We start from the raw sequence: 22,937 nt of genomic DNA on the forward strand, positions 1-22,937 counted from the left end.
CCTATATTCGGAAAAAACAACGCCGCCCAAATTAGGGTCTAGAGACCCTAAGGCGGCGAGAATCGGACAAATTACGCTGGAGTAACAGTCTTTAGATTTTCCGAAGTCATTTTCTCAACGTCTTCTTTGAACTCCTTTGCAATAGCTTGAAGCTTGTTGCTGTCGTCCATCATTTGTTGAGAAAGCTTAGTAAGAACGCTTAGTTGCTGGCTGTTGAAAGCAGTCAATGACGTTACGTCTTTGATTTCTGATGCCGCTTTCATTTGGTTCAGACCCACTTCGCTGTAAGTACGAATTGCGTTCAGTTGAAGCTCAGTCAACACTTCTACGTTTTTTGTCACTAGCTTGTTGAACTTCAAGTAAGGTTCTAGATTTTTTTCAGTTTGATCGCTAAAGGTTTTGAAGAAATCTGTGTACATGGTTTATCTCCTAGAGAAAGAATTAAAAATGTCCGTTTAAATAATTACTTAACTGCTTTTATAACCACAGCCGTCCCCATGCCGCCGCCCACACAAAGTGATGCGACACCATATTGACCATTTTGCTTATGAAGCTCGTGAACAAGCGTCACTAAGATTCGGTTGCCCGATGCACCAAGTGGGTGACCTAGCGCGATAGCACCACCATTAAAGTTCGCTTTATCTTGAATCGCGTTAACGGGAACTTGGTTGGTTTCCGCCAACTGATGAATCACGCCAAGTGCTTGCGCGGCAAATGCTTCGTTTAACTCGTAAACGTCAATGTCGTTTACCGTTAATTCTGCTTTTGCTAATGCTTTATTGACTGACTCCACTGGACCTAGACCCATGATTTTCGGATCAAGCCCCGATTGCGCATAGCTTACGATCTCAGCAATAGGCGTGAGTCCATGCGCTTTAACTGCACTCTCAGACGCGACGATAATTGCACTCGCACCATCGTTAATACCTGATGCATTCCCCGCAGTCACAGTGCCTTCACGGTCAAAAGCAGGGCGCAACTTGCTTAACGCTTCCATAGTCGCATTAGCCTTTGGGTATTCGTCGGTATCGAATAGCACCGTTTCACGGCGTTGCTTTACTTCTACGGGCACAATTTCGTCTTTGAATTTACCCGCTTCGATTGCCGCCACCGCTTTCTGTTGGCTAGACAGCGCATACTCGTCTTGCTGTTGACGGGTTAGGCCGATTTCTTTTGCAACGTTTTCTGCCGTCACACCCATGTGATATTGGTTATAAACGTCGGTTAAACCGTCCGCTACGAGCAGGTCTTTCAGCTCTAGGTTGCCCATTTTGTTGCCATCACGAATACTACTTGGCGCGGCAAACGGAATCTGAGACATGACCTCAACACCTGCTGCAACAACAATCTCTGTATCACCACTACGGATATGTGAAACCGCATCCATGACGGTTTTCATGCCACTGCCGCAAACCATGTTTACACCATACGCAGGAACCGCGTCCGGAATCCCAGCGAACAATGCCGCCTGACGACCGACTCCCATGCCTTGACCTGCGCCGACAACGTTGCCAACAATCACCTCATCAATCTTATCACCAGTCAACTTTGCCGCTTCTAACGCGCCTTTAATCGCTACTGCTGCCAAATTGCCAGCAGAGGTATTTTTCAGACTGCCACCAAAGGCGCCAATTGGAGTGCGCTTCGCTGCTACGATAAACACTTTTTCCATCATCTTATCTCCTTAGTGCATGTATAGGCCGCCGTTCACCGACAAAGTCTCACCGGTGATATAGGCTCCTGCATCGCTGACCAAGAAGCTCACTGATGCTGCAATTTCTTCTGGTGTAGCAAGGCGTTTCATTGGGATTTGATTCGTGATGGACTCCAATACTTCTGGCTTCATTTGCTCAACCATTGGTGTACCAGTGTAACCTGGCGCAATAACATTTACTGTCACACCCGAACGAGCACCTTCATACGCCAAGGCTTTAGAGAAACCTATCATCCCAGCTTTCGCCGCCGAGTAGTTTGCTTGACCAAACTGCCCTTTTAGGCCATTGACTGAGGAGATGTTAATGACACGACCACCGCCTTTTTCGCACATCGCAGCGAACAGAGGTTGCGTAACGTTGAATAGACTATTGAGGTTGGTATTAATGACGTCATTCCAAGCTTGCGCAGTCATCTTTTTAAACACGCCATCACGTGTGATACCTGCGTTGTTGATAACGACATCAATGGTCCCTTCTTCCTCAAGCAATTGCGCTAACTTTGCTGCACACTCTGCAGTGTTTGTTACGTCCAACTCAAAAAGGCGAACCTGATCTTTGGTAAACCCTTTACTGTTGAACCACTCCAACGCACATTCATAGTTGCCTGTAAAATACGTAGCGATTACACGGTAACCATCATTCACTAATTGAGAGGAAATAGCAGAACCAATTCCGCCTTTTGATCCGGTGATCAAAGCGACTTTCTTCATCGAAGACTCCATTCTTAACGGCATTTAAAAAAGCAAACTAAATACACTGATGAAATAAATCACCAACTGACGTGTTTATTTATTCTTTTGGCTATCAATCCTGTGATGCCTTTTATTTTAAGTTAAACCAGAAATATTACATTTCAAATAAAAAACTAATCCATTTGCATAAGATTGATTTAGATCTCATTAAACATGAAATGTTATAAAATGGTTAACTCTTTATAAGTCATTGTTTTAAATAAATTTAAGTTAAACACAAGCTTATCAGAACATAAATTTAAGCATTATTTATCAATAGGTTACATACCGAACAGTGGACGTTACATCATCTCATGATTTAAGATACCACTCTCATGCTCAGAGTTGTTCTCTATAAATACGATTAGAATAATAATTCAAATATCAATATAAGCAATTGTCAGTAATATCATTTAATTACTAACTTAAATGATATTTAAGACAGTATAAACTTAATTTTATATTTATAGTTTCGCTTATGAAAAGTGGTATATTTAGAATGTAAACAATAGAAGAAAACGTCTCATTTTGGTGCAGTTCGCACTATTATGACGCAGCAATTAAAAAATAATTTCAGTTTTATTTTAAATATCCAAATAACATCAATTAACTAGCATTTAACGTATCGAATCACTTTTTATCTATTGAAGTACCGGTACGGTGCAATATTCGATGGTGCCATCTCCTAAAGCAATCATCTAGATTCTTTAACCCAGTAAATTGATGTTATACCCAAATGACGTCAAGATGCAGAAATCGTGTCAGTGACATGCTCCGCAGGGCGAGTTGCCTTATCCCACAGCCTTTGTTAACGATTTTTGATTTAGAACCACTAGATCTTCAAATCGTTGCCGTGCCTGTGAGCCAAGTCATTCTCGCTGAACCTAGCACCTTGAGGTTATTTGGGGATATTTGGGGATAGTATCCTTTATCAATTTGCACTATCTTTGTGGCTTCTATCAAATCACTTAGTTATCAACAAACATGAATCTTGCATTGCTCAGTATGTTCATCCCTACCTTCTTTTTTGTCTCAATTACACCAGGAATGTGCATGACGCTCGCCTTAACGCTAGGAATGAGTATCGGTTATCGCCGCACATTATGGATGATGATTGGTGAACTCGTCGGTGTCGCGCTGGTTTCAGTCTCGGCCGTATTAGGGATCGCAGCGATCATGCTCAACTATCCTTGGATGTTTATCGCACTAAAGTTTATTGGTGGCGGCTACTTACTCTATCTTGGTGTAGAAATGTGGCGATCTCGAGGTAAGTTAGCAATAAATGTCGATAATTTAGAAAAACCCAAAAGTGGCAATGTCGCGCTCATCATGCAAGGCTTCGTTACCGCTATCGCAAACCCAAAAGGCTGGGCATTTATGATTTCTCTACTGCCGCCTTTTATCGATCAAAATGCGGCTCTTGCTCCACAGCTGATCGTGCTTGTCTCCATCATCCTTCTTTTTGAGTTCATTTGTATGTCTCTGTATGCCACGGGTGGCAAAGGACTGAAACGCGTGTTGGGTCAATCAAAGAATGTGCGTCTGATGAACCGTATCGCGGGCACTTTAATGATGGGGGTTGGTGTTTGGCTATTACTGAGCTAAAGCAACGCTGGAAATGATGAAAAATATCCTAAGAAAAATTACGCGAAACATAAGTGAAGTATTAGATTTTCAGGCCCGAGTTTGGGTCGTAAACGTTTATGCTGGAGAACACAAAGGCGAATCTTACGTTGTAAACGAAGACAGCTTTTCTGAGCCATTGCAATGGATGAAAAAGAAAGGTTATCACACATCCATGCTGCGCCTGGTTGAATCGATGAAGCGCTCTCAAATCATTGAGTTCGATTTAGGTCACGTCAAACACCGCCTGATGCGTGTGAAATAGCACAAAGTAAAACGCCACTCAAACTGAGTGGCGCAAGCACTTTTTACCTTCAACACCTCGCATTACGGCGCGGTATCAATCTCAACAGGCAAGTAATGCTTCGGTTCTAGTTTGAACAGTTCAGGTAATACGGTACCAATGGAAATGGAAGACCATGTACCTGATAGCACACCAATAAACATCGCGGTTGAGAAACCCGCTAGCGGTGCTCCCCCCATAATCCATAGTGCACCAACAGTAATCAGTGTTGTGCCTGATGTCACCATCGTTCTAGAGAACGTCGCGATGACAGCCTGGTCATTGATGTCTTCCATTTTCCAACTTTGTTTCGCGATCAGTAGCTCACGAATTCGATCTGAAATGATGATCGAATCATTCAATGAGTAGCCTAAAATTGCCAATACGGCAGCAAAAACCGTTAAGTTGAATTCCATTTGGGTAACGGCAAAGAAGCCGAGGACGACAATTACGTCATGAGCCAGAGCAAATACAGAGCCACTCGCTAAGCGCCATTCAAAACGGAAACACAAGTAACCAAGGATGCTCAGCACACAAATCAATAGTGCTAAACCGCCTTGGTCAAACAAATCCTGACCAACTTGAGCACCAACAATACTGTTGCTGACGACATCAACTTGATGTGAAACTGGCTTTAATACCTCTTCCACACTCGGCAGAGTTTGTCCTTCTTCTGGGGCGGAGTAGCGAATAAGCCAACGACCATCTTCACCTGTGCGGGTGACAGAGGTTGATTCACCAAGTTTTGGTTGCAGTGCATCCAGCAGATCGTGGTTGGTTAACGACTTATCGACTTTCACTTCTGTCACCATACCACCAGTAAAATCCAAGCCGAGGTTCAACCCTTTAAAGCCCAGAGCACCAAGTGCGATCACCGTCAAAACGATAGAAACTAGCGTAGTGAAGTGGCGAATTTTACGAATATTTTGTTTTAGCATTTCGACCATGATTAAACCCTCACATCACGACGGGCATCTCGGCCCCAAATTAAATTGATCATTGCTCGAGAGGCAAATACGCCTGTAAACATACTGGTTAACAAACCTAATCCGAGTGTTAAGGCAAAGCCTTGGATAGGGCCGTTACCGATGGCGTATAAAATCACGGCGGTGATCATGGTAGTAATGTTGGCATCAAGGATGGTCGAGAACGCGCTATCAAAGCCCAGATCAATCGCTTGAGCGAAACTGCGGCCTTCACGCATTTTGTCCTTAATACGTTCGAAGATAATAACGTTGGTGTCCACTGCCATACCAACGGTTAACACCAACCCTGCAATACCTGGAAGCGTTAGCACCGCACCTGGTAACAAGGCAATTAAGCCAAGCAAACAAAGCATGTTGGCACAAAGCGCCACGTTCGCCACCCAACCTAAGCGGCGGTACCAAAGGGCCATAAAGGTCAGTGTTAACCCCATACCCAAAGCAAGTGCCGCAAAGCCATTTTCAATGTTTTCAGCTCCCAAAGAAGCACCAATAGTGCGCTCTTCTACGATAGTAACCGGGGCAGTTAACGACCCCGCACGAAGTAATAGCGCTAACTGCTGCGCTTCGTCCATGCTGCCAGCGCCGGTAATACGGAATTGGCTACCAAGTTGAGATTGAATAGTCGCAACGCTGATAACGCGCTCGCTGCGCTCTGTTACGCCACGATCGTTTGTCTTGTATTCGCGATAAACCGTCGCCATTGGCTTGCCAATATGCGTTGCAGAGAAATCACTCATCTTTTTACCGCCCGCGTGGTCAAGCGAGATGTTAACTTCTGACATACCCATATTGTCGACGCCTGCACGAGCGTTAACAATGTGCTCACCCGTTAGGACTGGTCGTTTCTCTAGAACAACAGTTCGGCCATCGTTATCTTTCAGTACAAGATCTTGGCCGCTTCGCGCTTGGCCTGCATCTTTCACTTCGTAGAATGCCAAACTCGCAGTGGCACCAATAACGTTTTTCGCTTGTGCTGGGTCTTGTACACCTGGGAGCTCAATACGAATGCTGTCTTTACCCTGACGCTGAACTAATGCTTCCGTAATACCTAGCTCTTCAATACGACCACGCATAATCTTCAAGTTTTGTTGCAATGTCGTTGATTGGAACTCTTGAATATTCTGCTCACTTGGCTCAAGAACAAAACCGCGAGACGAGCTTTTCACCACCCAACCTGGATAGTTTTGACGCAAGAATTTGTTTACTTCAGCTAGGGCGGTATCACTCTCACTGTTTATCGCAATGCGGTTACCACTTTCTGCGCGAATTTGTACACCACGCACGCGCTGATCTCGCAGGCTTGCTTTGATCTCATCGATCAAAGCATTACGTTGCTCCTCAAATGCTTTATTTACGTCGACATTCAAGAGGAACTGTACCCCACCGCGAAGGTCAAGACCGAGTTTGATTGGGCTAAAACCCATCTCATTCAGCCACTCTGGAGCAACAGACACATATGAGAAGGTAATGCTGTCTTCTTTATTTAGCTCATTGTTTAGTAACGCACGAGCTTTGCTTTGCGCATTTTCATCATCGAATACAATGGTTGTTTTGCCATCTTTTTCGATGATTTTGTCTGCTGAGATGTGATTGGTTTTCAGTAGTTGATTCAACTGAACAACCGACATTTCACTGCTGTTTTGGTTTGAAAACGTTAGCTGGATCGATGGTTGCTCACCGAACCAAGTCGGAATCGCGCTTAACGTTAAGATAATGACCGTCGTGATTAATACGACATATTTCCAAGCTGAATAGTGATTCATCAGCTTTCTGTTCTTTTGCTGCTTTGCTGTTTTTTTCATGTAAACATCATCCCTTCACTACGAAGTGAAGCTTTTAATAACAAGGCTTAACACACGACAGATGCCCCCAGAAAAAATTCAGGGTATGAAATGCTCAGGACGGTTACGCCCTGTTGAATACAATCGTCGTGTTAAGAGTGCACAATGGTGCAAATAGATGGTGTTTAGGCAGAAAATTGACTATTGAGTGCGACGTACATTGCGTTGGTCTCTTTCCAACCAGAAATGCGATGACCGCTTGTGAAATGATAAAAAGTGTACTGGTTTTGACGCCAATTGATATCCATCAGGCTGTAGGCATAACCTGCGTCAGCATAGAAAGGCGTGTTTAGGTCACCAACAACGTCAACATGCTCATCATCAAGGCCTTCACGTAAGTGAGAAACCCAACGTTGAGTGTTAAATAGAGCTAGCGTATCGAGTCTTGCATGACTTTCAGAAATCGGAGACTGCGTCGTTTCTTCTGAGACTTCAGAAAAATCGATTGAGGTATTTGCAAAAGCAATACTCGCAACAAATGGTTGCAGCTTAGAAAAGTAAGGTAAATGAGCTTTCTGATCGATTTGCGCAGCAAAAACATGCGCTGGTAGCAATACCATCGCAAGCAGCATAAAAAGCAATTTTTTCAAGCAAATCTGAGACATAAGAACTCACTAAAAACAAAACGAGTCGAGTTTTTTCACTCGACTCGATGATAGTATTCCTATTAATTATGGTTCACAACTAAAAAGTTATAAATCTCTAGAGGCTTTAAACTAAAGGCGCTCTGTTAGCGGTAAAAGATATCGCCTTTATCGACATCTAAATAGATTTTGTTCTCTTGCTCCAAACCACCACAATAAATGAAGTACACATTGCGCTTGTCATAAGTAACCGAACGAACCCAGCCTCCGAGCTCTTCAAAATCACTCGGATCACAGGTTTCATCGTCTAACAATTGCTGGGTTTTCTTGCGGAAGATGTCCAAGTGGACTTTTAAATCATCCGACTTCTGCAAATATCCATCCAGTATTTCTAAACGCTCTTGTTCTTTAATAACTGGCTCTGCATCAGATAATCCTTCGGAATTCAACCACTCAGCTTTTTCTTCACCGCCCTCTTCATAAACAAGGTAACCAGAGATTCGATACCAACCATCCACTTTTTCTAACACCGATACTTTTTCTCCCTTATAGAGCGTATCGACAACCAAAGCATTAGCATTTGGCTTATTGTAAACATTAATTCGACGCTCAATGACATAGTATTCGGTCACTTCAGGAGGGGAGGTTTCTAAATCCAGAATCGGTTTGGATGTTTCTTCTTCCACTGGCGCTTGCTCCACTTGCGCAGCTTTTGGCACTTCAGGTTCATCTTTTGGCATAAAGAAGAAATAGTATCCAGCACCCGCCCCACCGAGCAATAGTATGACAATCAATGCGATGAGAATTTTCTTCATGTACTTTTCCTTTTCATTCTTTGTTCTTATCTCACCGGCAACACGCATGTCGCGGAAATTTGGGTATATACTCAAAAGGGTCGGTCAACTAACGCGAGCAATAATGATCAACAAACTCAATTGGATACTGTTGCTTCTTCTGTTCCCCATTGTGGGGCACGCCAATATTCAATGTAACCCGTCGTCGTGGAATGACAATCTTACCCAATTCAATCGTTTAGAGTCCAATTACAATAAGCATGTTGAGGTATTCAATGCACTTTTAGCCGAACATAAGCAGCGTCAGTTATTGTCCCAAACCTTTTCCCTACATGAACTCGTGTTACTTTGGCGCGCCCGCTCGAACCAAAATGCGTTCAAAACTCAATTAAAAGCCTCCATTCAATATAAAGAAGAACTCACGACTAAAGCTAATGAGTTGATTAAATTGAGCACACAATCTCAATGGTCAGCAAATGGATGGAAGAAACTTGCCCAAAAGTGCCGTGAGTCAAACGAAACTGCCAATCAAATCACTGCGGAGTGGTATAACACCAACGCTTTGCAACTTACCGAGGATTACAAACGCCTTTCTTCACAGTACCAAGCACTAGCGCAACTCTATGATAAAGAAGCGAGATCGCTTCAATACGCTCAAGATGTTTCGAGGTAAAAATCGAGCCCGTTTTGAAAAGACGATGTCGGGTTTTCACTCCAATATTGGACGTTATTCGTGCTTTAATTCCCTCTTTTAGTGATCCCAACATTATATGTAAAAAATGGGACTGTTCCCTTTTACAAACTTGACTAAACCATGACCAAGAGAGGCAACTTATAGAGACATACGTCACAATAATGCTTTACTTATGGCCAATTTTTGGTTAATTTACCCATTAATAAAATTTAATAAAAAGTCACATTTGGCTGGAGATGATGCTACAACCATGGTTATCAATCGATTAAGTAACAGGGACTGTCCTAATGCTACCAAAGCCAAGTTTTTGTCAGTAGTTAGGCACGTAAAAGAGTTTGGTTCAATCAGCGATTTGGACCTTTGTAAAATCTTCGGAGAAACAATTTGGAGTGATGGGAGGGAATACCATTCAGCTGCGTTCTCATTCAAGGTTGATAGATACACAGGTAACTGTGAAATCTCACAATACAAGCACCAATAAGGCTTAAGAATTTATAAGGCGGAGTCAGGAAACTGATTCCGCTTTTTTGATCATCGCGATCGTAAAGTCGTGATCGGAATAACCCTCGATCAATTGTGCGTCTGGACATAACCATCGGCAATAGCGTAACACCCCAACTTTATTATGCGATGCGAGCATTCTCATGCTCGGCAGCTTTTCTTCATCCAATAAGTTAAACACGCACCCTTTCTCTGCGGCCCGGTACATTTTCTCGATCATCTCAATGGTATGATTTGGATTCGCGGATTGATAATTCAATGATCCAGAAGCAAAGACATAATCACTACGGGGCAATACCAACGTTGAAAAGTCACCGCATACGAACTCACTTTGAGTACGAAAGTCCCGCTTTCTGGCCTCAGAGATAAACTGTTTTTGCTGATCAATGCCAATATAACTTTGGGGGCGCAGATTGTTGAACTCAATAAACGCTAATAAGTCTCCGTAGCCGCACCCAATATCTAAAAGACTTGAACCGTCTAACGTTAACCCACGGCACAAGGCTTCAAATCGACTGATTTGGCTGTAATTATCTCTCCATCCCAGCGTTCGCGCTCTGTCTGTACCGAACTGTCGGTATCGCTTTCGGTGATAGTGAGCAATCTTAAGTCTATCGAGAAATTTCATCTTTCTTATGCATAAATCGGCAAGCTTCCATTTCCTTTCACTTGTCTAATCGCCAAGTGCGTATGGATATCTTTTACGTTTTCTAATCGTTGTAGCTTTCTAGTGAATGTTTCATAACCAGCGAGATCTTTGCTGACCACTTCTAACAAATAATCATAAGCCCCTGATACAACATGGCACGAGATCACCTCGTCCATTTCAACAACAGCATGTTCAAATTCATCAATCGAAGAAGCTTGGTGGTTGTTCAAACTGACTTCAACAAATACAGTCATCGCAATACCCACCGTGTCTCTGGACACAATGGCTCGATAACCGCTAATTACGCCCTCCTGCTCTAAACGCTTAATGCGTCTTGCACAAGGTGATGCCGATAATCCTACTTTGTCAGCGAGCTCTGCCGTAGTCAGGGTTGCATCCTTCTGCATCAAGTTGATCAGTTGCCTGTCAATTTTGTCCATTTATCCTTCCATGCCAATAATCACTAACAATTAACATTTATACGCGCTTTATCACCAACATCAAGCTTAATTACGTCAAACTTTGCCTCCCTTTGGCACGTGTTTTATTCAACAATTAACACATCATTTACAAATGGACATGCCGACAATGATCTTGGGATACGCAGCTATATTAACGACCTTACTGCTTTGGTCTGGTTTCTTTATTTCTTTAAAAGGGGGCGCAATTTCTAACTTGCAGCCAGCCGATATCGCGCTAGTTCGCTTTCTAATCCCAAGTTTAATTTTATTACCATTTGTGATTAAGCATAAGCAGGCGCTTCGCGTCGTGCCTAAACGCTACCTAACTGGTGTTGTGGTAGGGAGTGGCCTGCCCTACCTGCTGGTCGTCGGCACAGCTATGCACTTCGCTCCCGTGGCGCACGGCAGTGCATTAGTACCTGGCACTTTGCCATTATTTGTTTCGGCTATCGCGGTGTTGTGCTATCAACAGTCGCTGAGTGCTCACCGCTTAATCGGGCTTTCTACGGTGTTGTTAGGGATTTTCGTATTCCTTCTTTCTAATAGCGGTGCAGAGTACAACTGGTCTCAATTACAAGGCCACATCCTGTTTCTAACCGGTAGCATTATGTGGGCAGTTTTCACCATCAGTGCTCGTGTTGCTAACCTTAATGCGCATGTCTGTGCTGGATTCGTTGCAATCGCGTCTTTGGCACTGCTCATCATTGCGGTTGGCTTCGGATGGGTAGATAGTTACCTAGCGATAACGCCGATCAGTCAGTGGCCGTGGGAAGAATTATTTGGCCACGCGATGTTGCAAGGTGTCGGCGCAGGCTTAATCGCCTCTTTTACCTTTATCTATGCAATCCGAATTATTGGCGCCGAAGCCAGTGCTGCTTTTGGGTCATTAACTCCAGTCGTCGCGACACTTCTTGCCGTTCCAATCTTTGGTGAACAACCAGATTCACTTACTTGGTTAGCGCTGATGCTGGTAACCTGCGGCAGTATTGTGGCAAGCCAAATCTTTATGAAAGATGGAATGAGCCAAACTTATCGCCCACCACTTCACAGATAGCGATAATTTTACAAAAACTTTTGTCCTACTATCTTGAATAACAAAATGGCGTTTTGATAGCCTCGATTTAACCAATAATTAAAACGCCAATGTAATGCCTGCCACTCATACTAAAGATGAACTGCATAGATTCCTCAAACCGGGAATGAAACTTTCGACTAATTTCGAGTTTGGGCCTAAGGACCAGTTTACGTATTCCACCACCTATCTTGGGATGAAAGAGAACGCGTATTTGATTCTTGATATACCGATGCGTTTGCTTGAAGAGCAAGTGATGAGAAAACTCCCAAACGCCGATGTCATCGTGCGTGGTGTATCAGATACGGAGTTAGGCCATGTCATTGCATTTAAATCCAGTGTTCTAACAACTGCGGTTCGTCCTTCGCCCCTTTTATTTATTCGAATTCCAGGAACATTTGCAACCAAACCAGTCCGGGAACACGAACGATATAAGCTGCAAATGGATTGTAAGATTGTTCATGCGGGGAATGTTTACGACGGTAGCCTTATCGACTTCTCACTGGCAGGTATTGGTATCTCAACCTTTATAGAGCCTGAATTCAACGTTGGTGAAAGTGTCACTATTGACTCTTCTCTAAGTCACTATATCGGAGAAGAAAATCAGTGTGTCATTGCCAACATTAAGAAGTTGGTGAAAGGCTGGGTAATAGGAATTAAGTTTGAAAGCCCAATAGCGATGAGTCACGAGCTAAAAACAGAGTTACTGGAGCAGTCCTTTCTAACCAGTAACGTCTGAACTTACTGCTGGCTAAAGCGCGTCGCCTCAAAGCTGTTGAGCACTCTGTGCACCGCATAGGTCACGAGCAGAGTGACAACAATAGCAAACAAAATACTACTCACGCGATACAGCGCGCTGAACATTAAATCGCCATCCGGAGTAAGGTATTGGCCAAATAAAATACCTAATGTGGTTAATCCGCCAAATCCGGCTCCTGAACCACTAGACTCTTTTACGTGCATATAGCTGAACATCATCGCGCCAATCCACAGTAATGGGACGATAAACAGCAAGGTATCCGACCAATCGTATAGTACGAGCTGCCCAGCGATACCAAAGGTTACCCCCATCAAGGTCCCCATTGCTCTTTTGCGCGCATACCCTAAAGCACCGTTCCAATGCATAGGAAACAATAAAAGCAAGGTTGTCGCCTGAGCGGACATAGAATCACTGAGGTCAAATAACTGGAATACAAGGAAAGACATTGTAGCGATACTCGCCCCCATAAGGGCTTCATGACGCATGCGGTGATTCTGTTTAGGCTGAGATGGTTTGGCCGATGGCTGACGAGGCTCTGCATCAGGGATCAAAAATGTCACGACGTAGGCCACGATCACTGAAATAACATTCGCTTGTAGGTTGCTGAATATCAGATCATTTAAGTCGGTTGTTGGATAACTCGCAAAATGCAGCATGATGCTTAAGCTCAGCACGCTATTTGCCCCAAACAGGAATAAGCTCCCTTTTGACATACAGGCGAACTTATACAAAAACAACCCGAAGGCGATGATCGTCATCATGCCAGGATGTCCACCAAATAGCCCACCAAGAATACCGACCTCCAATCCGCATACGACCGCTGAAAAAATCAGCTGTCGTGCAGCATGCAGGCTCATGACTGGTACCATTCCAAGTAACAACATCGGTGTTACGGTAAAAAATACGCCATAATTCCAGCCAAAGACCTTACATAAGGTGAAGCCAATGGTCGCGCCAGTTGCAATGCGCAAACACTGACGGAAGTCGTTTTCCGACATGGGATGATCCCATAACTTCATATCGCCTCCCCGTTAATAAATGTAATGAAGAAGACTCAAAAATCGGATCTGACATCTCGCTAACCAGCCAGATAACGAGTTTTCTGGCAACAGTTGCACAGTCGCACGTGCCCCGGCCGGAAATGCGCGCTGTTGAGGTTCATCGATAGCTAAATGTAAACGTAAACGCTGCGCGTCTCTCACCCAACGGTTTGAGTCTGTCGGTGTTGCTAAACGGCCATCCGCATCAAACTGGCCCGAGCTTACTCCCGCATCCACACTCGTAATACGAGCTTCAAATACGTCACCTGGCAAGCTATCAAAGGCCACTAACGCCCGACTGTCCTGATTGAAGTGTCGCAGACTCTTTTCACGAAAGTCGGCAATAATATCCACGTCATCCGAGACTAAAGCCACGAGAGGTGTACCAGCTGCTGCATAGGCACCCGTTTCCAGTTGCAAGTTAGCGACAACGCCATCATGTTCGGCCACTACTTGAGTGTAAGACAGATTAAGTTCCGCTTGTTTTAGCTGGTTTTGTGCCACGCGGATATTTACATTCGTTGCACCTAAATCGCCTCGGTTTACTTCCAACTCTTTTAAACGAGCGCGCGCGGCCAGTAAGTTTGCTCTGGCTGCCGTTGCACTACTTTGTGCGTCGTCACGCTGTTGTTGCGAGGTGCCATTGCGATGAAACAATGTATCAAGACGTTTGGCTTCGCGAACTTTTTGCTCGGCGACAATTTTGCTCGCTTCAACGTCCGCTTTTGCCGCTGCAATAGAGGCATCAAGCTGTTCATTATTTTGAATCACACGCTCAAGGTTAAGTTGAGCCTTTTCTACGGCGAGCTGATAAGGCTGTGGATCAATCTGGAATAGTAGATCGCCTTGGCTTATTTCTTGGTTGTTGGCAACATAAAGATGCGTAATCTGTCCACTCACACGGGGAGCTACTTTAGTTACCACTCGCGTTGCCATTGCCTGAGGCGTCAATGGCATGGCGAGATCTGCGACTAGAAAATAGGCAAAGACAAGGACAAACGCGACGCAAGAATACTTGATCCAACGTGCGAATTTTTGATCTGGAGTCATAGGCGTTTACTTCTCTTTTAATTCGGGTTTCTGACTTATTCGCTAAGTGAATCAAGTGCATTGTGAGCAATCTGATCTAGGATCAATGAAAGCTTTTGAAGCTCTTGGTCATTGATTTCCGTCAGTAGCTTGCTCCGTACTTGAAGAATTCGAGTCTCCATTTGCTTGAGTAGGGTTTTACCTTCTTCTGTAAGGCTAACAATGCGTGCTCGCTTGTCATGCTCACTGCAATGGCGAGTGATCAGAGATTGCTCTTCTAATAGCTTTAATGTGCGCATCAGCGATGCCAACTCAATCTCAAGCGCTTCAGCCAAATGCTTCTGACTAACGTTGTCGCCCATTCGATAAAGTTTCCATAACGCAGTCCAACGCGGGTACGTCAGGTTTAAAGGCTCCAACTCGCGATCTGCAACCATTTTCCACAAACGGGCAACACGAGATAACTTTTCAGCCAGAGAAAGGTCGCGCAAACTGTTGATGTCTTGAATCATAAGATCTACTCAATTACTTAGCTTGCTAAGTAATATAAAATAGTTAGCACGCTAAGTAAATAATTTTTTGTGATTTAAATCACATAGAATATGCCATTGGAGAACAAGTTTGCGTAACGCAAAGTAGTACTTGGGTTGTAATAGTAGTGATATACGACACTAAAGGTGATATCAGCACTCCAGGCTTATCAACAAGTGAAGCATTGAGATACAAAAAAAGCACAACCCTAAGTTATGGCGTTGTGCTTTTCGGTTTAGTGAGCGATTGAATTATCAATTAAGGCTCATAGCGAATGAGTTCATCACGTTCGTTCAATTAAGAATCGCTGCTTGAAGTCAACAAAGGCTTCATGCAGCGCATTTTCTTTAATCGGTTTGAGCAATACGTAATTCGCGCCCGCCTCCATAAAAGCATCACTGGTTTCTTTCGCCGTATCGGCAGTACAAGCATAAATTGGCGTGCCTAACTTCAGCTTCTGTCGGATCTCTTTGGTTGTTTCAATTCCTCCAAGATGCGGCAGTTGGTTGTCCATCAAAATCAAATCGTAAGTATGATCTTTTAAGAACTCCATCGCTTCCAATCCATCTTTTGCCCAATCAACCTGCATTTTGTACTTGTTACAAAATGCTTTGAGAATGAAAGCATTGGTATGGTTATCTTCTACCAACAGTACTTTTAGACTCTCTGCGAATAACTCACCAGGTTTAACTCTCAAGCTTGAATCAAGAGGGGTGAGCACTCGCTCACGATCTTTCACTGGCATTGTAATAACAAAGGTCGTACCCAAACCTTTTTGACTACGTACTTGAACGTCACCTTCCAGCATATCGACGAGGCTTTTCACAATGGTCAGTCCCAAGCCACTGCCACCGTATTCTCGAGTGGTCGTTGCTTCCTCTTGAACGAAAGGTTCGAACATTTGGTCAAGCTTATCGGGCTCTATGCCGATGCCCGTATCCGTAATTTCCACTACCAACACACTATTTTCGGCGCCGTAGAACTGCTCCAGTTCAGCATGCAAGCGTACGCTGCCCGAGGGGGTAAACTTGACTGAGTTACTGACTAAGTTAAATAAAATTTGGTTCAGACGAACTTGGTCAGTAAAGATTTCAACATTGGGATCAATCTTGTTTTCAATGACAAGGTTAACGCCTTTATTTTCGCAAATTGGACGATAAATGTTTTCTAACGTTCGAATCGTGTCAGTGAACGAAAACGGGTGCTTTTGAATATTAAACTTACCCTGCTCAATCTTCGAAAAATCCAAAATATCATTCAAAACAGCAAGTAAGTGCTCACCACTATGTCGGAGTACATCAATTTGGTTATTCTGCTCTTCCGTTTCGACCGAGTCTTTTAATAATTGAGCAACTCCTAGAATGCCATTGATTGGCGTTCGGATTTCATGGCTCATTTTAGCCAGAAAATCGGCACGTGCTTGGGCGGATTTTTCTGCCTCTTTACGTGCCAAGTTACTTTGTTTTTCCGCTTCAATAAGCGTCGTAATATCCTGACCTTGAACAATGATACCGCTGATATCACCATCCACTCGAATCGGCGATAAGTTCCAGCGATATACCTTGTCTCCAATTGGTACATTGACGCCAGTTAACGTGGCTCCTTGAGCTGCCATTCGCAGGTGCGGCATCAACTTTTCTTTGAAGCCTTTAAACACTGGGTGCATAGTTTCAATGTCGTTTTCCATGACCAATTCTTTGCGGGCTGCCGGATTGATTTGGATGAGTACACCAGACTCTGACCACACCATAATCGGCGATAACGCAAAGTTAAACAGATCGCGGAATGAACGCTTTTGCGCTTCCAGCTCTTCAAAGGTGTTTTCTAGTGTCGAACCAATATGATCGAACTCCTCGATATCCGACCCGCCAAACCGTTCGAACCCTTTTTCTTCACGAGCCGAACGAGTGTATGCCATCAACGAGCCAAGCTCTTCGACGACTCGATTCTCAATCCACTCTTTGGTCATCAACGCAATCATCACCATCCCGATAACCGAAGCCAGCATCGCCAAAAGGTGCTGGATTTGCAGCGTCACAACACTCTGATTGTCTTGCACGGTTAGTAAACACAAATCCGTCGTGGCAGCATTGACTTCGATAGGGGTTTTAATGATCAACAACTGGTCAAGCTTTTGCTGAGACTCTCGCCGCTTCAGAACATCAAATATCTTGTACGCTTCATCTCCGACTAGTGAGCTAGCTAGTGGCGTATCGTTGGCCACCAAAACAACATTATCAACGTTTCCTTCGTTTTTTAGTCTTTCCATCAACCCGAAGTTGTTATCTAGAACAACAACATTGTAAGAATACCCCATCACTTCACCGGTTTTAGGTTGTAAAACCGGTACACGACGCAGTAACAGGTGGCGAGTTCCCATTGGGGTATGTGAAGGAAGGTAATACCAATTGTTGCTAAAAGTCACTTGGCTCGCGAGATCATTGAGAATCAAGTTATTGATGCCATAGAAATGCGCATTCCCATCGTCCCAAATAATGCCTTGATGATCGGTGAGAAAGCGAAATTCTGGCGTATGGGAAGGATCACTCTGGTCAATACTCATGAAAAAGTAATTGAGAGCTTCTTCATCCCGTTCTGTATAAAAATCTAAAACAACATCACTCTTCGAGTTACTGTTGTGATGAATCTGAATCGCAGCAAAATGGCTATCAAAAATATTAAGAATCAGCGCTGACGTCTGTTGCTTAGTTCTGTCGACTTCCTGCCAAATAATTTGCTTCGAGAAGTAATAACTCTGAACGAAGATACCTAAAATGATCGGAGCAAGTACGAGAATGATTATTTTCGTAATAAGCGTCGACAATGAGCGACGCTTTCTTGTTTTTGATGTAGTTGTCATCAATTGTCTGAGTATCTAAATGCGCGTTTTCTTAATGCTTCAATTCTTTCTGGAGAATCAGATTTCGTGACGACTTCAAAATCACCAGAATAAACGGTTGGAACGGGTTTCCCTTCAAGATCCCACTTAATCGCTTCTGCCATTGCAATGCCAGTATCATCGTTCATACGCATAACGGTAACGTCTAACTCCCCTTTCGAAAGCGCTTCTAATTCTGCAGAGCCGCCACCCCAGCCGTTGATCATGACATCTTCACGCCCTAATTCTTTCAGCGCATCAACAGCCCCTAGCGCCACATCTGTAGAACACGCATAAATAAAATCGACGTCAGGGTATTTTTCCAAACTCGCTTTTGCTGCTTCATACCCAGACTGCTTTGTCGCTTTGGTATAGTAAGCAGATTGTAGTTCAAAGTTGTTATCACGGTTGACTTGATTGATAAAGGTATTGCCTCTGATATCGCTGATATATCCTTCTGAAAAGTAGAGCACACTATAATGGCTCTGTTTTGGAAAACGCTTACCAAACTCCACGGCAAGCTCACGGCTGCCTTCAGCATGATCAAAACCAACATAAAGGAACGGTTGGTGATCCTCCCAATCTCTTACCGGTGTAGTGATATTTTGTAAGATCAACTTGGTTTTCTTTGAGTCTAAGACGTGTTCAACAAACTTACGATGCCTAGTGGTATCGAGAGTGAAAATCAGATAATCGGAGTTGCTCTTCAGCGCTTCCATTAAAGACAAACTTTGTTGCTTAATATCTGCGTTGGGACGGGTAAATACTTGATTAAGTTGATAGTCGATATCGAGTTTATCTAAACGCTGTTCAAATGCGTCAATATTTCGAATCCAATAATCCGAAATCTGTTGACCTGGATAAACCACAGAAATTTTTAACGGACGCTTTTTGTCTCTTTCAACCGGAACAGGAGTCTCTCGCACGGCGTCAGCCAACGCATTCGTTAACTGCTTCTGTTCTGGAAACTGGTCTAAAAATTCTTGATATGCCCAATACCCATTGAGGACTTGAGTGGCTTGCGCTATCGGCGCGACAGTGGCCATTGACATCAGGGAGAATACTAACGCTTTTTTCATCTACTGCTCTTTTAGCTTTTTATGAGCCTAATTCAGCTCTATTCGTTACCTAGCCGAGTCATCCTTTACTCTTGTAATCTACCTTCCTCTGAGTGCCTGTTTCAATAATAAATTGGTTCTTAGTCTGAGTTGGAACGAATAAACGTTTATTGTGTACCTAATTGTAAGGTCACAAAATATCATTTCTCCTTTTCATACTCTGAGTGTTTAAACAGAACACCAACCCATTATGCGTCAGTTTGTTCTTACATGGTACTCCAAAACTAAAAAGAAACCGCCTCAGTGGACGGTTTCTTTGTTATTCGGCATGTCGCGAACGCTTATTTCGATAAAGCCATTTCTAACATCATCTGCTGATTTTCATCAACGACAATACTTGCTTTTGACGTAACAAGCAGCTCTTTCTTAGCTTTTGTTAGTTGCTTAATATAATACTCAGCCCGCATGGCAAGTGTCTTTGAATCAAAATCCGAAGACCACTCCAATACCAAGGGACCTTTTCCCTTTAAAGCTTTCGCTCCTTTGCCCGTTTGGTGCTGATTGAATCTTCGCTCAACATTGTTTGTGACACCGCAATACAGCGCATTGCGGTTATTTCGTATCAAATAGACACTCCAACGCTGCGCTGTATTTTCAATCATGAAAGTAGTGACTCGACCTTAGCTTTGAGTTCATCGAGCTCTTCTTTAAGCTGAGCAACTTCGAGCTCTAGCTGGCTGACTCGATCAGAATTAGAGCCAGCCGCTGACACTGGCACTGCTAGCTCAGAGACGTCAACGTCGCCACAGAACAAATGCATATAGCGTGATTCTCGCTTCCCGGCTTCACGCGGTAACTTGACCACTAATGGTCCTTTTTCTTCGCTTGCTAAGTGCTCCAAAACCGTTTCAACTTCTTTTACATCATGAAATGTCGCGAGACGATTGGTACGAGTGCGAATTTCCCCAGGCGTTTGAGCACCACGCAAAAGCATACAACATACGATTCCCTTCTCTTGTTCTGTCAGTTTTAAATCACCAAACTCCGTATTACAGAAACGGTGCTGATACTTGCTAACACGGCTGTTAAACGCACTTTCGTCACTGACGAGCCTACGTTCAATTAGAGCATCAACGGCATCGAGAACGTCTGACTCAGAGAGCGACATTACGGGATCACGGTTGCTTTTTTGATTACACGCGTTGGTTAATGCGTTTAGGCTGAGGGGGTAAAGATCTGGGGTGGTGACTTCTTTTTCGATCAAGCAACCAATGACTCGTGCTTCAATTGCCGTTAGCTCAACTTTCATAATGCATTTCCTTATTATTTTTGCATTTGACTTGGTACCTAAATCGCTTCGATATCATGCATCATACATTGGCAAAGAGATGCAAGAAGCGTTAGCGATTCAGGTGTCGGTGTCAGGCTAAAGCATAGCGCAAGACCTGGCACCCTTTGCGAATCGGGTCAGGTATCAATGCTCCGAGAGAATTGGCACTTTCGTCAAATTGCCATCTTGATCAACCATCATTATTTTTGAACGATTCAGCTCAACTTCGATGATTTCGAGTTGCTCGCGAGCGTTGATATACGCTGTTTTTAACTTTTCAGCCACAGAGCGAGTGGCTTGCTCATTATCTTGACTACTTACTTGCTCCGCAGTGTTCCCAGAGTCCATATCAAGTTCATCATTTTGCATTCAATGGTGTTGATAATATAGTGAAGGCCACGTTATGACAATGAATCGATGGATTCTACGATGTTGCCCAAAACTCGATTAGAGAAGCGTGATTATGTGGACACATCGCAATTGGTTGAGAAATGTTCAACTCTGCATTGTGATTGATCTAAAGACTGTTATGCCACTGGATGTTGTGCTTTAATCGAGGAAGATATTCATAAAATTAGGAAAGAGAACTATGAGTAGCGTATTTGAAATCGTTAACCAAGCTCGTCGTAAAAACAAACTAAAACGTGAGCTGCTTGATAACGAAAAGAAAGTTCGTGATAACCGCAAACGTGTTGACCTTCTAGAAAACCTTCTAGATTACATCAAACCAGAAATGACTCACGATGAAATCGTCGCAATCATCAAAAATATGAAAGCAGACTACGAAGATCGTGTTGATGACCACATCATCAAAAGTGCAGAAATCTCTAAAGCACGTCGTGACATCAGCCGTCGTATTCGCGAACTGACTGAAGAAGACAAGCAAACTAGCGGCAAAAAATAAACGCTTAAGCTAGATTTTCCAACCCCGAGTAAAGCTACCTTACTCGGGGTTTATTTTTGTCTCTAAACTAAGCGCCGTGTACAATCAATCCAACTCTTATTCCTAACGCATTCAGCTTTCTATGTCCTCAACTACGACAAGTACACAACCAACACTTGCAAAACAATTATTTACGATGACCTGGCCAATGCTATTTGGCGTTCTATCTTTAATGAGCTTTCAGCTTGTAGATAGTGCGTTTATCGGTCAGCTCGGCGTTTTACCTTTGGCCGCTCAAGGTTTTACTCTTCCGTTGCAAATGGTCATTATCGGCATTCAAGTCGGTTTAGGTATCGCCACGACCGCTGTCATTTCTAAAGCGCTTGGTGCGAATGAAAGTCGTTATGCCAAACAGCTCGGTGGCTTAGTTTTGATGATTGGCTCAATCGGCGTAGCCGTTTTTGGAGGGCTAATTTGGCTTTTGCGCTACCCCATTTTATCTCTATTAAGTGCTCCAGAGTCTGTGATGCCGATTATCGACAGCTACTGGCCTTGGTGGCTGCTAAGTTCATGGACTGGAGCGGTTTTATATTTTTACTACAGTATTTGCCGAGCTAACGGCAACACCATGTTGCCTGGCACAATGATGATGGTAACCAGCGGTGTGAACCTTGTGCTCGATCCACTATTTATTTTCACGTTTGACTTGGGTATTAACGGAGCCGCAATAGCAACCATCGTTGCTTTTGGGTTTGGTATTTTAGTCGTCGCGCCTCGCGTAAAGAAGAATCACTGGGCAACAACGCAGTGGCAAGACCTCAACGTAGCTAAAAGTGTTGCGTCTATCGGTAACATCATGGGACCTGCGATGATCAGCCAACTGCTGCCTCCGTTGTCGTCCATGTTAGCAACAAAGTTATTGGCAAGCTTCGGGACCGCAGCAGTCGCCGCTTGGGCGCTCGGTTCACGCTACGAATTCTTTGCTATCGTTTCGGTGTTAGCGCTGACAATGTCTATGCCCCCAATGGTCGGGCGCTTACTTGGCGCAAAGAACTACCAAGATATCCAATCGCTAGTCAGTATTGCCGTAAAATTCATTCTGGGCTTTCAACTTTTGATCGCAGCCATTACGTTTGCCGTCGCAAACCCACTTGCACTACTGATGACCAGTGATGTTCAAGTAGAGCAAGTATTAGAAATGCATTTGCTGATTGTTCCTATCAGCTTAGGTTCACTAGGTGTATGTATGTTGATGGTTTCTCTTTGCAATGCATTAGGTAAGTCTTACACCGCGCTCACCATTTCAGCGCTACGCTTGTTTGTCTTTTTCCTTCCTTGCTTATGGGTTGGCGCTCAAATGGGGGGAATCCGAGGTCTACTTTTAGGCGCTTGTATCGGCAACATTCTGGCGGGCATTTCCGCTTACCTAACCTATCGACAAACCATACGTAAACTCGCTGGCGCTCAAGCAAACGCATGACAATGAATGGTTAA

General features: G+C 43.8%; 25 protein-coding genes. 8 read left to right on the plus strand and 17 right to left on the minus strand.

The genetic code is table 11. The features are described from left to right. Positions 1-71: 71 nt before the first annotated feature. The 3 genes from OO778_RS18555 to OO778_RS18565 are packed head-to-tail and all read right to left on the minus strand — an operon-like array spanning position 72 to position 2,425. The gene (locus OO778_RS18555; protein ID WP_005398278.1) at positions 72-419 is read right to left on the minus strand and encodes a phasin family protein; all 348 of its coding nucleotides are present in this window, start codon (positions 417-419) and stop codon (positions 72-74) included. 44 nt (positions 420-463) lie between these two features. After that, on the minus strand, positions 464-1,672 hold the full coding sequence (locus tag OO778_RS18560; protein WP_048625156.1) for an acetyl-CoA C-acetyltransferase: 1,209 nt from the start codon (positions 1,670-1,672) through the stop codon (positions 464-466). A 12-nt stretch (positions 1,673-1,684) separates the two neighbouring features. Then, complete coding sequence (locus OO778_RS18565) at positions 1,685-2,425, minus strand: SDR family oxidoreductase (protein WP_005398281.1); 741 nt, start codon at positions 2,423-2,425, stop codon at positions 1,685-1,687. Positions 2,426-3,430: 1,005 nt separating this feature from the next. Here OO778_RS18565 and OO778_RS18570 point away from each other — a divergent pair. Both OO778_RS18570 and OO778_RS18575 read left to right on the plus strand, forming a co-directional pair. Continuing rightward, a complete protein-coding gene (locus OO778_RS18570) occupies positions 3,431-4,051 on the plus strand; it encodes a LysE family translocator (protein ID WP_046875887.1) in 621 nt (206 codons plus the stop codon). 16 nt (positions 4,052-4,067) lie between these two features. After that, positions 4,068-4,334 carry a hypothetical protein gene (locus OO778_RS18575; protein ID WP_012842361.1) on the plus strand — a complete coding sequence of 89 codons (267 nt, stop codon included), beginning with the start codon at positions 4,068-4,070 and terminating at the stop codon, positions 4,332-4,334. 62 nt (positions 4,335-4,396) lie between these two features. Here the strand turns inward: OO778_RS18575 and secF are convergent, their stop codons facing one another. The 4 genes from secF to OO778_RS18595 all read right to left on the minus strand — a co-directional run bounded on the left by secF (position 4,397) and on the right by OO778_RS18595 (position 8,578). Next, positions 4,397-5,299, minus strand: a complete 903-nt coding sequence (gene secF / locus OO778_RS18580; protein WP_005397711.1) for a protein translocase subunit SecF — start codon at positions 5,297-5,299, stop codon at positions 4,397-4,399. 2 nt (positions 5,300-5,301) lie between these two features. Next, on the minus strand, positions 5,302-7,140 hold the full coding sequence (secD, locus tag OO778_RS18585) for a protein translocase subunit SecD (RefSeq protein ID WP_203347586.1): 1,839 nt from the start codon (positions 7,138-7,140) through the stop codon (positions 5,302-5,304). 164 nt (positions 7,141-7,304) lie between these two features. Next, positions 7,305-7,784 (minus strand): hypothetical protein, encoded by a 480-nt coding sequence (locus OO778_RS18590; RefSeq protein WP_264912395.1) that lies wholly within the window; start codon positions 7,782-7,784, stop codon positions 7,305-7,307. 125 nt (positions 7,785-7,909) lie between these two features. Next, entirely contained in the window at positions 7,910-8,578 is a 669-nt protein-coding gene (locus tag OO778_RS18595; protein ID WP_264912397.1) for an SH3 domain-containing protein, read from the minus strand. A 103-nt stretch (positions 8,579-8,681) separates the two neighbouring features. Here OO778_RS18595 and OO778_RS18600 point away from each other — a divergent pair, with 103 nt between their 5' ends. Together OO778_RS18600 and OO778_RS25080 are read left to right on the plus strand one after the other, a co-directional pair. Continuing rightward, the gene (locus OO778_RS18600) at positions 8,682-9,230 is read left to right on the plus strand and encodes an ATPase (protein WP_104973894.1); all 549 of its coding nucleotides are present in this window, start codon (positions 8,682-8,684) and stop codon (positions 9,228-9,230) included. Positions 9,231-9,501: 271 nt separating this feature from the next. After that, positions 9,502-9,732: a hypothetical protein gene (locus tag OO778_RS25080; RefSeq protein WP_031780651.1), complete on the plus strand. Its 231-nt coding sequence runs from the start codon at positions 9,502-9,504 to the stop codon at positions 9,730-9,732. A gap of 24 nt (positions 9,733-9,756) precedes the next feature. Here the strand turns inward: OO778_RS25080 and OO778_RS18605 are convergent, their stop codons facing one another. Together OO778_RS18605 and OO778_RS18610 are read right to left on the minus strand one after the other, a co-directional pair. Further along, on the minus strand, positions 9,757-10,380 hold the full coding sequence (locus OO778_RS18605) for a class I SAM-dependent methyltransferase (RefSeq protein WP_264912399.1): 624 nt from the start codon (positions 10,378-10,380) through the stop codon (positions 9,757-9,759). A gap of 5 nt (positions 10,381-10,385) precedes the next feature. Then, on the minus strand, positions 10,386-10,841 hold the full coding sequence (locus OO778_RS18610) for an Lrp/AsnC family transcriptional regulator (protein ID WP_031780652.1): 456 nt from the start codon (positions 10,839-10,841) through the stop codon (positions 10,386-10,388). A 148-nt stretch (positions 10,842-10,989) separates the two neighbouring features. Here OO778_RS18610 and OO778_RS18615 point away from each other — a divergent pair, with 148 nt between their 5' ends. Both OO778_RS18615 and OO778_RS18620 read left to right on the plus strand, forming a co-directional pair. Beyond that, complete coding sequence (locus tag OO778_RS18615) at positions 10,990-11,916, plus strand: DMT family transporter (protein ID WP_047008123.1); 927 nt, start codon at positions 10,990-10,992, stop codon at positions 11,914-11,916. A gap of 94 nt (positions 11,917-12,010) precedes the next feature. Next, a complete protein-coding gene (locus OO778_RS18620; RefSeq protein WP_264912402.1) occupies positions 12,011-12,673 on the plus strand; it encodes a flagellar brake protein in 663 nt (220 codons plus the stop codon). Between the two features lie 2 nt (positions 12,674-12,675). Here the strand turns inward: OO778_RS18620 and OO778_RS18625 are convergent, their stop codons facing one another. From OO778_RS18625 to OO778_RS18660, 8 genes are all read right to left on the minus strand, one after another. Beyond that, a complete protein-coding gene (locus OO778_RS18625; protein ID WP_006741160.1) occupies positions 12,676-13,713 on the minus strand; it encodes a DUF2955 domain-containing protein in 1,038 nt (345 codons plus the stop codon). Positions 13,714-13,725: 12 nt separating this feature from the next. Continuing rightward, positions 13,726-14,784 (minus strand): HlyD family secretion protein, encoded by a 1,059-nt coding sequence (locus OO778_RS18630; RefSeq protein ID WP_264912403.1) that lies wholly within the window; start codon positions 14,782-14,784, stop codon positions 13,726-13,728. Between the two features lie 35 nt (positions 14,785-14,819). Next, positions 14,820-15,275: a MarR family transcriptional regulator gene (locus tag OO778_RS18635; protein ID WP_005397727.1), complete on the minus strand. Its 456-nt coding sequence runs from the start codon at positions 15,273-15,275 to the stop codon at positions 14,820-14,822. 302 nt (positions 15,276-15,577) lie between these two features. Beyond that, a complete protein-coding gene (luxQ, locus tag OO778_RS18640) occupies positions 15,578-18,154 on the minus strand; it encodes a quorum-sensing autoinducer 2 sensor kinase/phosphatase LuxQ (protein ID WP_005397731.1) in 2,577 nt (858 codons plus the stop codon). After that, entirely contained in the window at positions 18,154-19,251 is a 1,098-nt protein-coding gene (locus OO778_RS18645; RefSeq protein ID WP_005397733.1) for an autoinducer 2-binding periplasmic protein LuxP, read from the minus strand. Before OO778_RS18645 ends, luxQ begins: the two co-directional genes overlap by 1 nt. A gap of 320 nt (positions 19,252-19,571) precedes the next feature. Further along, positions 19,572-19,892 carry a GIY-YIG nuclease family protein gene (locus tag OO778_RS18650; RefSeq protein ID WP_012842363.1) on the minus strand — a complete coding sequence of 107 codons (321 nt, stop codon included), beginning with the start codon at positions 19,890-19,892 and terminating at the stop codon, positions 19,572-19,574. Beyond that, on the minus strand, positions 19,889-20,539 hold the full coding sequence (locus OO778_RS18655) for a YceH family protein (protein ID WP_152815489.1): 651 nt from the start codon (positions 20,537-20,539) through the stop codon (positions 19,889-19,891). The genes OO778_RS18650 and OO778_RS18655 overlap by 4 nt, the downstream gene beginning before the upstream one ends. A 165-nt stretch (positions 20,540-20,704) precedes the next feature. Then, a complete protein-coding gene (locus OO778_RS18660) occupies positions 20,705-20,908 on the minus strand; it encodes a hypothetical protein (protein ID WP_031780656.1) in 204 nt (67 codons plus the stop codon). Between the two features lie 241 nt (positions 20,909-21,149). Here OO778_RS18660 and OO778_RS18665 point away from each other — a divergent pair, with 241 nt between their 5' ends. Further along, the gene (locus OO778_RS18665) at positions 21,150-21,464 is read left to right on the plus strand and encodes a DUF496 family protein (RefSeq protein WP_005373603.1); all 315 of its coding nucleotides are present in this window, start codon (positions 21,150-21,152) and stop codon (positions 21,462-21,464) included. A gap of 121 nt (positions 21,465-21,585) precedes the next feature. After that, positions 21,586-22,923: an MATE family efflux transporter gene (locus OO778_RS18670; protein ID WP_065646232.1), complete on the plus strand. Its 1,338-nt coding sequence runs from the start codon at positions 21,586-21,588 to the stop codon at positions 22,921-22,923. Positions 22,924-22,937 lie beyond the last annotated feature (14 nt).

Origin of the sequence: Vibrio sp. STUT-A16 (assembly GCF_026000495.1) — a bacterium.
GTDB lineage: Bacteria > Pseudomonadota > Gammaproteobacteria > Enterobacterales > Vibrionaceae > Vibrio > Vibrio diabolicus.